The sequence below is a fragment of the Halomonas qaidamensis genome, assembly GCF_025917315.1.
Lineage (GTDB): Bacteria > Pseudomonadota > Gammaproteobacteria > Pseudomonadales > Halomonadaceae > Vreelandella > Vreelandella qaidamensis.
On the sequence record NZ_CP080627.1, the window covers coordinates 1,950,593 to 1,963,001 of the forward strand.

Here is a 12,409-nt window from a genome sequence, read left to right on the forward strand (position 1 = left end):
TTTGCGAGCATTCGGCCAAGGTCGTCTTGGCCTAACCTGCCGCGCTACATACACTCTAATTAAATACCTAACAACGACACCTTTGGGGAGGGGCATCATGGCCAAAGTACTCGTGGTCGACGACGAGCCCAACATTGTACTGTCTCTGGAATTTTTAATGGAGCAGGCAGGCTTTCAAGTCGTCACTGCTTATGATGGCGAGGCCGCACTTGAACGCATCAATGATTCAGCCCCTGACCTGCTGCTGCTTGATATCAGCCTGCCAGGCATCAGCGGTTTTGATGTACTCGAACACCTTCGCCATTCAGAAGCGACTGCCCAGCTGCCCGTTATTATGCTGACAGCACATGGGCGAGATATTGAACGCGAGAAAGGCCTAGCGCTAGGGGCTGATGACTACATCACCAAGCCTTTTTCGACCCAGTCGTTAATAGAGAAAGTTAAATCACTGCTAAAGGGTAACTCGCAATGACCCGTGACGGGCTCCCTAAACGTCAGCGACTCATTGGCCTATGGCTGTTACTAAGTGGTATCAGCCTACTGGGGGGCGCTATTTTTGCTGCCTGGCTGGATGCTCAGCTTTCGCCTACGGGCATTACCCGGGTAGCACTCTGGCTGGGCAGTTTTTCCGGCGGTGCAACGATATTTTTAGTTGGCCTGCTACTAGAACGCATGCTGTTCACTCCCCTGCGTCATTTACAGGTACAGCTGGCCAGATTAGTAGCTAACCCAGATGCCCGTGATGAGCACCCGCCCGAGGGTTGGCTGAAAGGGCTTGGGCCTGACCTGCGCAGAGTGCGTGAAAGTTGGCGCGTTGACCGCAACCAACTGGCTACCGCTCACGCAGATGGTGCACGCAGTGCCGCCAAAATTCGTCGTGAATTAGAAACGCTACTGCAAGTACTCGAAACCCCCTTGTTACTATGTGACCACCATCGCCGTTTAATGCTATTCAATCAGGCTGCGGAAGACTTTTTCGTCGATAACACGGCGTTAGGCTTGGGTAAACGCCTAGAAGCGCTACTGCCCGTTGCCAGCCTGCAACAAGCTCTTAGCCAGCTACCAGCGGATGGTTCACCTCGCGAGCTGCTTGCTCCCTGTGATAACCGCTGGTTAAAAGTTGTGTTACGCCGTGTGCCAGGCAGTGACGGCGAAACACTGCTAACGTTTAGCGATGCGACTGCATCCTGGTCAAATGAAATGGGGGTTCGAGCGGAACTTGCTACTAAGCTCCCCCTCTTACGCCAACATACGGCAAGCCTAACCAGCGCTGCGGATGCACTGATACAGCTGCGCCATAATGGCTCGGATAACCCTACATTACGCCAGCGGTTTGAACAGGTGATTCAAGAAGAGAGTGCCACTCTGGGGAATAATGTTGGTCAAATCGGGCAGCTATTGGACGATTTACAACATCAAGGTGAACGCCTGACCCCCATGTGGTCGAATGATTTCTGGCAAGCTTTAGATGAACGCTTAGATCCAGCACACCGGCTAATCACCCCCGTCGGTATGCCTGCATGGTTTAAAGGCGATGCACCGGCACTGATTGTTCTTTTTGATTCCTTAGTGAAACATCTTAATTCTCATCTTCCGGTTAGCCATTTTGAAGGTGAAATATGCCTTGGTAACAAGCGAGTTTATTTGGACTTAATTTGGCAAGGCAGCCCCTTACCAGAGCATGAGCTAGCGAAATGGCGGCGTCAGCCTCTGCCGTCGCTACCGCTTAATCCGCTGGTATCTGATGTGTTGCGCCAACATGCCAGCGATATTTGGAGCCTGGCTGACGATGATGCTGTTCATGCGCGCCTGCGTCTGCCGCTACCAGCCATGGATCGCGTTGGGGCACCACGAGAAACAGCACCTCCGCGCCCAGAGTTCCATGACTTCGGCATTGCTGACCTGCCTCCACCCGATGAAGAATTGGCTAACCGCACGTTACGTAGTCTTGAGGTAGTTGCATTTGATACCGAAACCACCGGCCTTGAGCTGCGCCGAGGGGATACGGTGATTAGTCTAGGGGCTTGTCGGGTGGTTAACGCACGTCTACTAGCCAGTGAAGTCTTTGATCAAAAAGTAGATCCAAAACGTCCCATACCTCCTAACAGTACGGCGATACACGGTTTAACTGATGCTGATGTAGCCGGTGCACCGCCCCTTGACATTGTTCTAACGCGCTTTCGAGATTACGTCGGTGAAGCGGTTCTATTAGCGCATAATGCCGCGTTTGATATGCTCGCCATTACTAACAAGGGGGTTGTATTTGATCTGCCTGTCATTGATACCTTATTGATATCAAGAGCATTAGACGAAGCATTAGATGGGCATGATTTAGATACGTTGGCCCAACGATACGACCTTACGTTTCCACCTGGCACTCGCCACACGGCGCTTGGGGACGCCCGTGTAACCGCTGAATTATGGCTAGCGTTGTTACCCCGGCTTGAAGCACGTGGCGTGGACACGTTAGAGCAGTTGCTAGCTCTGCAGGCCAATGCATTTGATCGCCAGGATGCCAGCGCCTCATGAAACAACCAGGCTCACGCAAACTAGAGCGTCTAATCGCGCTATTCGCAGTAGCTATCTTACTGTTCAGCCCCCCGCTGATTATCATGGTTGACCAGCTCTCCTCTTTGCGTATGAGCTGGCTGCCGCTTTATCTCTTTATTGCTTGGGGCACAGTGATTGGCCTCACCGCATGGTTAATGGAACAACGGTCGGGTCGCTGATCATGCGCACAGATGCAGTTATCCTAGGAACAGCATTTGGCTATTTAGCGCTGCTATTTGTAGTCGCTGCCTGGGGTGATCGTCGTGCCGAGCAAGGTCGATCATTAATTGGCTCACCTACGGTATATGCACTATCAATTGCAGTGTACTGCACTGCCTGGACGTTCTACGGAAGCGTAGGACGCGCAGCTGAGCATGGTCCCAGTTTCCTGCTTATTTATCTTGGGCCCACGCTGGCGATGCTCCTCGCCCCTGTCGTCATTCGTAAAATGGTCCGCATTGCCGCCCGCCAGCGTATTACCTCCATCGCTGACTTTATTAGTGCTCGCTATGGCAAGAGCACCAGCTTAGGCGCTCTTGTCGCTCTGATGGCGCTTATTTGTATAACGCCTTACATTGCCCTGCAGTTAAAAGCGATCACTGTTAGCCATGCGGTGCTAGTCAACTACCCCAATACAGCGGATACCACGCTAGTGGATGAGCGTTTCTGGCTGGATAAATCGCTTTGGGTCGCTTTAGTACTTGCGGTATTTATTATTCTCTTCGGCACTCGCCATCTCGATGCAAGTGAGCGGCATGAGGGAATGGTCGCTGCCATTGCCTTAGAATCACTGGTGAAGCTAATTGCGTTCATGGCCGTCGGTATTTTTGTAGTATTTATGCTGTATGAAGGCCCCAGTGCATTATTTACCAGCGTTGCTACGATGCCTGACGTGGCAGAAAAAATGGGGCTAAGCAGTGTGCCAGGCGGCGCCACTGGCTGGGTCGGAATGCTAATCCTGGCCTTTTTAGCTTTTTTAACCCTGCCTCGTCAGTTCCAGGTGTTGGTGGTCGAAAATGTCGATGAACAGCATTTAGCCAGAGCGAGCTGGTTATTTCCGCTTTATATGCTGCTTATCAACCTGTTTGTTATTCCTATCGCCTTTGCTGGCCTTATGTTGGGTGCTAGCGCGGGTGATTCTGATAGCTTTGTGCTAACCCTGCCCCTGTCTGCAGGGCTTGAAGGGTTACCCTTACTGGTATTTATCGGCGGTCTGTCAGCCGCCACTGGCATGGTGATTGTTGAAACAATTGCACTTTCTACCATGGTGAGTAATCAACTCGTCATGCCCTTACTACTTAGAACACAACGCCTTCACCTGAGCACGTCCGGCGAGCTGGCAGGCTGGCTGTTGGGTATTCGCCGCATTGCTATTGTGCTGATTCTGCTGCTTGGCTATCTGTATCACGCGCTGATCGGGGACTCCTACAGTCTTGTTACTATCGGGCTTGTCTCGTTTGCGGGAGTGGCTCAATTCGCTCCTGCCCTGTTAATTGGCCTTTACTGGCGTAGCGCGACTCGCCAAGGGGCCACCGCTGGCTTAATTGCAGGCTTTTTAGTCTGGTGCTATACCTTACTGCTGCCAGGCTTTGCTCAATCTGGCTGGTTAGATGCAAGCTTTCTTACACAGGGGCCGTGGGGCATTTCATGGCTAATGCCTTACCGCCTATTTGGTCTGGAAGATTGGGATATTTATTCACACGCCCTGCTATGGAGCATGCTAGCGAATGTCGGTTTGCTGATTGGCGTGTCACTTTTTACCCGCCCTACGCCTCTCGAACAAACCCAAGCCGCCCTTTTCACTGAGGCGCTACACCCTAACTTGCAAACGACTTCTCTATGGAAGGGACAGACAACCCAAGGTGCCTTGAAAGAATTACTTATTCGCTATCTTGGTAACCAAGTCACACAACGCGTGTTTAATCAAAGCATTAATAAAAACGACTATCGCTCAGACGAACCAGCAACAGCCGATCTAATTACCCGTTCAGAGCAGGCGCTTGCAGGCTCTCTTGGCAGTGCATCAGCGCGCGTACTGATCAACTCAGTGGTCCGTGGAGAAGCACTAGACCTTGAGTCGATTTTAAGTATTTTAGACACCACCTCTCAAACTCTAGAATACAATCGTCGGCTCGAGCAAAAATCTCAAGAACTCTTAGCAGTGAGTGACGAGCTACGCAGTGCCAATGAGCAGCTACGCGAGCTAGATCGCTTGAAAGATGAGTTTGTCGCCATGGTGAGTCATGAGCTGCGAACCCCGCTCACGTCAATACGGGCCTTTGCTGAAATATTACGCGATAGCGAACAACTACCCGATGAAAAACGCCAACATTTTCTGGGAGTTATTGTCCATGAGAGCCAGCGCCTTTCGCGCCTGATCGAAGAAATTCTTGACCTGGCGCGTTTAGAGAGCGGTCGCTTGACGCTTCACCCTGTCACCCTTGACCTGGCTGCCCTAGCGAGGCAAAGCATCGATGCAGTTGCCCGCTTACATGAAGATCGAGGTATTACCCTTGATATCAGTTTAGAGGCTGACCCTGCCATGGTGGTCGGTGACCAGGACCGCTTGGAGCAAGTCATTATTAATTTGCTGGATAACGCCAGTAAATTTGCCGACCGACAGCAACCTCAAGTGCGGCTGGCACTTTATCGGCACCGTAATCATTTTCGATTAAGCGTTGAAGATAACGGGCCGGGTATCAGCGCTGACGAACGTGAGCGCGTGTTTGAGAAATTTCATCAAATACAGCAAAGCGGTGAGACTCCGCGCGGACGACCCAAAGGTAGCGGGCTAGGCTTACCTATTAGTCGCGGTATTATTGCTCACCTTGGTGGAAGACTTTGGGTGGAAGACGCTAAAACTCTCGGTGGTGCCTGCTTAACCCTAGAACTGCCAGCAGCGCCCAGCGAGTCTACTCCGCAAACAGCCCCGGAATAATCGCTATAAACGCTTTACCTGATTAACAAACGCCTTGATCTGCTGCAAATCAAACTTCAGTAGTAGTCGTTCATCATCACGAAGACGACGCAGATCCACCCAGCCGTCGGCTGTCTGCCCGTGCGACTTATTATGGCGTTGTTGCTCTAGAAGCAAGTGCTGCATCCGATTAAAAGCAGCTAACAGTAAGGCAGATTGCTCCTTCGTCAATGCACGAGTGAAATGGGCGAGTGCCGTTAGCCGTTCACGTGTGCCTATCTCACTTCGCTGGTAGCGAACACAGAGTAAACGGGCAGCGCTAATTAAGGGCATCAATCCTTGGTGCTTAAGATCGATTGCTTGGTCATAAGGAGCAGCTAATCCAGGATGTGAGGCAATGCGTCCAAACCGATCAAGCGCTACCGGCAACTCATCTAGCAATGCCACCATTTCATTCATAAACAAGGGGGCGCTTGAGAGAGTTGAACGCACCTGCTGGCCTAACGCTTCAGCAAGCTCAGCATTCCCTGCCACAGGATAAAAATCGAGCCATATATTGGTTTGCTGCACTCGCTTAACCTGTCGGTCAGCACTCCAAATTTCAAATTGTTGCTGCCATTCGCTCAAGCGCTTGCGCCACATTGGCCAACGCGCCATGACATGACCACGGCAAAGGGGAATGCCTGCTGCATCAAGATGCTGTGTAAAACGTTCACCTAGCGCCTGAAAATAACCATCAACTTCAACATGTCGAGCGTCAGGGTAGTCGTCAATAATCAGCGCATTGTCTTGATCAGGACCCAATAAGCTTTCAAAGCGAGCCGCCGAACCAAGCGTGAGCACACAAAAATCTACTGGCGGCTTCCCCCATCCTTGCGCCTGCATCTCATCCAGTGCCATTGCAATCGATTGGCGATAAAGCCAAGCGATGTGGTCACTAATGAGTTCGCTAATACGCCAAGCAGGCAAGTCATAACGCACTAGCGTCTCAACAAAAGAGAGCTGTGCGGCATAGGCGTCAGATAAGGATGGACTGAAGATAGTGGCATTCGCGCGAAAATCGCGAAGTGAAGCAGTTAGCGCCGATGTATCCAATAAGCCATCATCACTAACTAAGGAGCGCCAAGGTGAAGCCCGGTATACGATGCGCATACGCTACTCCTTAACGAAACGTAAAGCAGACTGGCTAGGCTTCGCTAGCGTTACGAGGATCCGGTGCAAACATCTCCTCACCCACCTCGTCAATAAAGCGCTGCGCCTTAGCAATCATCATCGCATCGCAAGCGTCTCGACCCGGCAGCATATCAGAACGTTCGAAGCGATGTTCATGGGTTACCCCCTCGCTATCTATCTTACGAATCCAGCCACTCACCCGAAATTGTCCACTCTGATTATCAGGCTGAGACACAATTAAATAATCTTTATATTCAACCGGCTCAGCTGCTTTGGTGTTTCCTTCCGTGACATCCTTATCGGCGCCACCCAACAGGCCAGAAAATAGTTTTTTAAACATTCGCTCTCCCTCAACGTAAAAGCGGCCAGGATAGACCTGACCGCTTAACATGCTTAGCTCTGTTGACGACCTTTACCGGCAGCAATCCGCAGACGCAATGCGTTCAGCTTGATAAAGCCTTCTGCGTCTTTTTGATCGTAGGCACCTGCATCATCTTCAAACGTTGCAATCGACTCATCAAACAACGACTGTTCAGACTTGCGTCCCACAACCGTTGCATTGCCTTTATAGAGCTTCATGCGCACAACGCCCGCGACGTTTTTCTGTGTTTCATCGATCGCCGCTTGCAGCATACGACGCTCGGGGCTCCACCAATAACCGTTATAGATCACTTCTGCATACTTGGGCATTAGCTGATCTTTCAGGTGCGCTTCTTCACGGTCAAGGGTCAGCGACTCAATGGCGCGGTGAGCGCGAAGCATTATTGTGCCACCAGGCGTTTCGTAACAACCACGTGACTTCATACCGACATAGCGGTTTTCAACGATATCTAGACGGCCAATACCGTTATCGCCACCCAGCTTGTTGAGCTTTTCCAGCACTTCATGAGGCTTGAGCGCTTCGCCGTCGATGGCCACAATATCGCCATTCTCAAACGTCAGCTCTACGTAAGTCGGCTGCTCAGGTGCGGCTTCAGGAGAAACGCTCCAACGCCACATATCTTCTTCTGCTTCGGCCCATGGATCTTCCAAAATGCCGCCTTCATAAGAAATATGCAGCAGGTTGGCATCCATAGAGTACGGAGATTTTTTCTTTTTATTAGAAAAATCAACAGGAATTTTGTGCTCTTCACAGTAGGCCATCAACTTCTCACGAGAAGTCAAATCCCACAAACGCCAAGGAGCAATAACCTTTACGCCAGGTTTGAGCGCGTAGCCACCCAATTCAAAACGAACCTGATCATTACCTTTGCCCGTTGCACCGTGAGAAATGGCATCAGCGCCCGTCTCATTAGCAATTTCAATCAAGCGCTTGGCAATTAAAGGGCGCGCAATAGACGTACCTAGTAAGTACTCGCCTTCATAAATGGTGTTCGCCCGAAACATGGGGAAAACATAGTCACGAACAAACTCTTCGCGAAGGTCTTCAATATAGATCTCTTTAACACCCAGTGCTTGAGCCTTGGCGCGTGCGGGCTCGACTTCTTCACCTTGACCGATGTCGGCTGTAAAGGTCACTACCTCGCAGTTGTAGGTCTCTTGCAACCACTTAACGATAACGGATGTGTCCAGGCCGCCTGAATACGCCAGCACAACCTTTTTGACATCGGACATTCTTTGCTCCTTGTTTATGAAAAGTAGTTCACCAAACAACACCGCGCTGGGCGCAGTGCAATAACATAAACTACGAGTATAGCGCTCTCGATGCTCAGCGAATACCGTCAACGACGCCTTAGGGGTAAAGCTGCTAGAATCATACCCAGCAAAGGGGTTGCTTAAACCGCTTATTCTGACTAATTACTCGCTTTACTAAGGAGAGCTGCATGAGCGAGGCATTTGCCCGCGAATTGATGGCACAACGTTTTCGCAGTTATCTGCCGGTTGTCATCGATTTAGAAACGGGAGGGTTTAACGCCCAAAGTGACGCAGTACTTGAAATTGCCGCGGTGACGCTCACTATGGATCCTGACGGTAATTTATTACCTGACGCCACTTATGCGTACCATATTCACCCGTTTGAAGGCGCAAACGTTGAACAGTCTGCCCTCGATTTCACAGGCATTAATCTTGACGATCCACTGCGTCGTCAAGTGGCGCTAAGTGAATCTGAAGCGCTAGGTGAAATTTTTCGCCCTATCAGAAAATCAATCAAAGCACACGGCTGCTCACGGGCAATACTTGTTGGTCATAATGCCGCCTTTGATCAGGGTTTTCTCAACGCGGCAGCGAATCGCTGTAACGTAAAACGCAACCCATTCCACCCTTTTTCCAGCTTTGATACTGCAACCTTGGCGGGCTTTGTATACGGTCAAACCGTACTTGCTCGTGCGTGCCGTGCAGCAGGTATTGAATTTGATAACAAATCTGCCCACTCCGCCCGCTATGATACCGAACGCACAGCTGAACTCTTTTGTGCCATGGTTAACCGCTATAAAGACTTAGGCGGGTGGCGATTAGCCCAGCAGGAGCAAGAGCTGGACGATACCGAGTAGCATGCTACCAAGATGCACCTGCAGTGGCTTTGCGCTAAACTTCGCGGCAGCTACATGTTATGCGGTGTACGCAGTTAATTTGTAAACGCGTGTCTGAAAGACACGCGTTTCAACACGCACCACGATCACTACAAGCAAAGGAAAGTCATTTTCCTTTGCTTGAATACTGTTTTAACTACCCGTTTTCAGGAGATGAGACGTTTCCATGGCCCAGCATAATGCCTTTTACGCCCAGTCCGGTGGCGTTACCGCCGTCATCAATGCCAGCGCCTGCGGCGTTATCGAAGCTTGCAGGCAAGCGCCCGACCAGATTGGCAAGGTCTATGCCGGTCATAACGGCATTATCGGTGCCTTGACAGAAGATCTCATCGATGTGACCCAAGAGAGCGATGAATCCATCGCTGCCTTGCGCCATACACCTGGCGGTGCGTTTGGCTCCTGCCGTTATAAGTTGAAAGATATTGATACTCACCGTGCCCAATATGAGCGCTTGATCGAGGTCTTTAAAGCCCACGATATTCGTTACTTCTTTTATAATGGCGGCGGCGATAGCGCAGACACCTGCCTTAAAGTGTCCCAACTTTCAGAAAAGCTAGGCTACCCGTTAACAGCAATCCATGTACCGAAAACTGTTGATAATGACCTGCCTATTACCGATAACAGCCCCGGGTTTGGTAGCGTTGCCAAATATATTGCTACCTCTACACTTGAAGCTTCGCTAGATATTGCGTCCATGTGTGCCACATCTACTAAGGTATTCGTCCTTGAAGTGATGGGTCGTCATGCTGGCTGGATTGCAGCGGCGGGCGGTTTAGCGGGAGAAAGTGAAGGCGAGCCACCACACTTGATTATCTTCCCTGAGGTTTCTTTTGATCGGAAAGCGGTCATGGCCCGCGTTGAAGAGTGCGTCCAGAAGTATGGTTATTGTGTCATCGTTGTTTCTGAAGGTGCGCGCTATGAAGATGGCACCTTCCTTGCTGATGCGGGCAATACCGATGCCTTTGGCCACCGCCAACTAGGTGGCGTGGCACCAACGCTTGCGGGCATGGTGAAGCAAGACCTTGGTTATAAGTACCACTGGGCAGTGGCCGATTATTTGCAGCGTGCGGCGCGGCACCTAGCGTCTAAAACCGACGTTGAGCAAGCCTATGCCGTAGGCCGCGAGGCAGTCACCTTAGCGCTTGCTGGCAAAAATGCCATGATGCCCGCCATACGCCGTATTTCACAGTCTCCCTATCAGTGGGACGTGATCTCGGCCCCGCTGTCACAAGTGGCTAACCAAGAAAAGTTCATGCCGCGGGATTTTATCAGCGAAAACGGCTTTGCAATCACACCCGCCTGCCGAGACTACCTCTCTCCGCTTATTCAGGGTGAAGATTTCCCACCGTTCGAAAATGGCCTACCCAAAGTAGCTAAACTGAAGCTTGCAAAAGTGGAACGAAAGCTGCCTACCTTCACGCTATAGGCGTTTAGCGTGCTGCAAAAACGCGGCGATGAAATTATTCATCGCCGCGTTTTTAATGGCTGTCGTTTAGTAATTGAACAACCTTTATTTACCGCAGTAGCCAGGAAAGCACCAGAAGCAGAAGTAGAATACCTGCCACGCCCTGCCAAAAACGCCTTGATTCTTGGCGCGGCTCCTCGCGGCTAGGCGCTCGTCCTAGGGGCACTTTTAATGCGTGTAGAAATTCAGACAATCTTCTATAGCGCAACGCACGCTGGGGATCCAACGCGCGCCGCAGTGCATCGTCAAGTTCAGGCGATATCTCTGGATTCGTCGTGCGGGCACTGCGGTAGCTGAGCTCTTCGAGGTCGGTGTGGCTGCGCAGCCGATTAGGGGTTAACGTATAGGGCAACGCCCCCGTCAATAACCAGTAGACCGTTGATGCCAGTGAGTACTGGTCACTACGTCGCCCAACGCTATCACCCAGTGCGTATTCAGGAGCGGTGTGCTCATTAAAGCCAATTTGACGAAGTAACTCGCCAGAGTGACGGTGCCCATCTACCTCGCGCATATGACAGGCGCTGAAATCAGCTAATACCAGTTTGCCATGGGTATCAATTAATACGTTATCAGGGGTGATCTGTTGATGAATAATATCCCTGTTGTGTAATGCTTTAACTGCTTTACCTAGTTGATTGGCAATCTCTAAACGCTGAACCAAGCTAGCTTGCGGATGCCTTTCTGCCCACTGCCTTAACGTTTCACCTTCAATGTGCTGCATTAAGTAATACAAGTAACGTCGTGGTCGCGACGACTCCATCACCTTGACGACAAAGGGTGAGTTTACCCGCTCGACTACCCACTGCTGGAGTAGAAAGTGCTCTAGATAAGCATTACGAAGTGATAGCTCAGGGCTTGGAGCTTTCATCACCATTTCACGTTCTGAATAGACATCACGGACGCGATAAACTCTAGATTGCGCGTTTCGCGATAGTACGGCCAGTATTTCAAGCCCATCAAACCGCTCTCCTGGTGACAGCTCTGGGGGTATAGGCAGATCACCATAGATAAGCCCTGGGTGGTCTTCTGACTCTTCCGGTAGCTCATCAATACGCAGCAGTTGGAAGCAAAACTGATCGCCACCATATCCCCTGTCTTGCGCGCGCTGCTTTGCTTCGCTTGCCAAACATTCACAAGCAGTATCTAGATCACTGGCATTTTGACGAATAAGACGCACGTAATCCGATGGCATCAAAGTGCCACGCACACCCTGGGTAGTGAAAACGAAAAAATCGCCCTGTTTAAGTGGTAGGTGGGTATAGTCGATATCCACACTACCATCCATTCCTAAAGCGCGAGATGGATAACGATAGCCGCCAACATCAGTAATATGGTCGCGGGTAAGCTGTTCAAATTCAGCCCCCCGCAAGCGGAATACTAATGTGTCCCCCATATGAAAAAGATGCGCTTCACGCTCACGAAATACCATTGCTGATAGCGAAGAAACGAAACTTCCTTCTTTAACATGCTGGCTTTGGCTATAGCACCAGCTGTTAAGCGCCCTAAGCACTCGGGTAGCCGACGTTTTCGTATCCCAGTGATCAGGCGTAGAGTAATAATCAGCCAAAAAACCCCGTACGCTTAAATCACCCGCCTGCTTGGCCATGGTGTTACGGGAAATCGAGTCACTAATAACCGCACAGCCCCCTTTTACTTTCAATAGAGGCGCATCAGGCAGCCGTACCGACATAGAACTACGGTGCAAACGCCGATTAGGGGCCACAAAGGCTTGACCATAGCTGATTAGTAACTGGGCGTGCGCCAACTCATCCT

10 protein-coding genes are annotated in these 12,409 nt (G+C 50.8%); 6 read left to right on the plus strand and 4 right to left on the minus strand.

All coding sequences use genetic code 11. The features are described 5' to 3' along the window. Nucleotides 1-97 precede the first annotated feature (97 nt). Genes K1Y77_RS09075 through K1Y77_RS09090 form a run of 4 tightly spaced genes read left to right on the plus strand, consistent with a single transcriptional unit; the run spans nt 98 to nt 5,488 of the window. Entirely contained in the window at nt 98-472 is a 375-nt protein-coding gene (locus K1Y77_RS09075) for a response regulator transcription factor (protein ID WP_030072786.1), read from the plus strand. After that, complete coding sequence (locus tag K1Y77_RS09080; protein WP_030072784.1) at nt 469-2,529, plus strand: 3'-5' exonuclease; 2,061 nt, start codon at nt 469-471, stop codon at nt 2,527-2,529. Before K1Y77_RS09075 ends, K1Y77_RS09080 begins: the two co-directional genes overlap by 4 nt. After that, complete coding sequence (locus tag K1Y77_RS09085; RefSeq protein ID WP_030072782.1) at nt 2,526-2,729, plus strand: Asp23/Gls24 family envelope stress response protein; 204 nt, start codon at nt 2,526-2,528, stop codon at nt 2,727-2,729. The genes K1Y77_RS09080 and K1Y77_RS09085 overlap by 4 nt, the downstream gene beginning before the upstream one ends. Nucleotides 2,730-2,731: 2 nt before the next feature. Next, nucleotides 2,732-5,488 (plus strand): sensor histidine kinase, encoded by a 2,757-nt coding sequence (locus K1Y77_RS09090; protein WP_264428084.1) that lies wholly within the window; start codon nt 2,732-2,734, stop codon nt 5,486-5,488. Nucleotides 5,489-5,491: 3 nt separating this feature from the next. On the opposite strand, the gene K1Y77_RS09095 is transcribed toward K1Y77_RS09090, so the two are convergent. Genes K1Y77_RS09095 through K1Y77_RS09105 form a run of 3 tightly spaced genes read right to left on the minus strand, consistent with a single transcriptional unit; the run spans nt 5,492 to nt 8,254 of the window. Further along, nucleotides 5,492-6,619: a DUF294 nucleotidyltransferase-like domain-containing protein gene (locus K1Y77_RS09095; RefSeq protein WP_264428087.1), complete on the minus strand. Its 1,128-nt coding sequence runs from the start codon at nt 6,617-6,619 to the stop codon at nt 5,492-5,494. Between the two features lie 34 nt (nt 6,620-6,653). Next, entirely contained in the window at nt 6,654-6,980 is a 327-nt protein-coding gene (locus tag K1Y77_RS09100; RefSeq protein WP_030072777.1) for an HlyU family transcriptional regulator, read from the minus strand. 53 nt (nt 6,981-7,033) lie between these two features. Beyond that, nucleotides 7,034-8,254, minus strand: a complete 1,221-nt coding sequence (locus K1Y77_RS09105) for an argininosuccinate synthase (RefSeq protein WP_030072775.1) — start codon at nt 8,252-8,254, stop codon at nt 7,034-7,036. Between the two features lie 209 nt (nt 8,255-8,463). On the opposite strand from K1Y77_RS09105, the gene rnt reads away from it, so the two are divergent. Next, the gene (gene rnt, locus K1Y77_RS09110; RefSeq protein WP_030072773.1) at nt 8,464-9,132 is read left to right on the plus strand and encodes a ribonuclease T; all 669 of its coding nucleotides are present in this window, start codon (nt 8,464-8,466) and stop codon (nt 9,130-9,132) included. A 205-nt stretch (nt 9,133-9,337) separates the two neighbouring features. Beyond that, entirely contained in the window at nt 9,338-10,597 is a 1,260-nt protein-coding gene (locus K1Y77_RS09115; protein WP_030072771.1) for a 6-phosphofructokinase, read from the plus strand. Between the two features lie 88 nt (nt 10,598-10,685). Here the strand turns inward: K1Y77_RS09115 and K1Y77_RS09120 are convergent, their stop codons facing one another. Continuing rightward, nucleotides 10,686-12,401 carry a bifunctional protein-serine/threonine kinase/phosphatase gene (locus tag K1Y77_RS09120; RefSeq protein ID WP_030072769.1) on the minus strand — a complete coding sequence of 572 codons (1,716 nt, stop codon included), beginning with the start codon at nt 12,399-12,401 and terminating at the stop codon, nt 10,686-10,688. Nucleotides 12,402-12,409 lie beyond the last annotated feature (8 nt).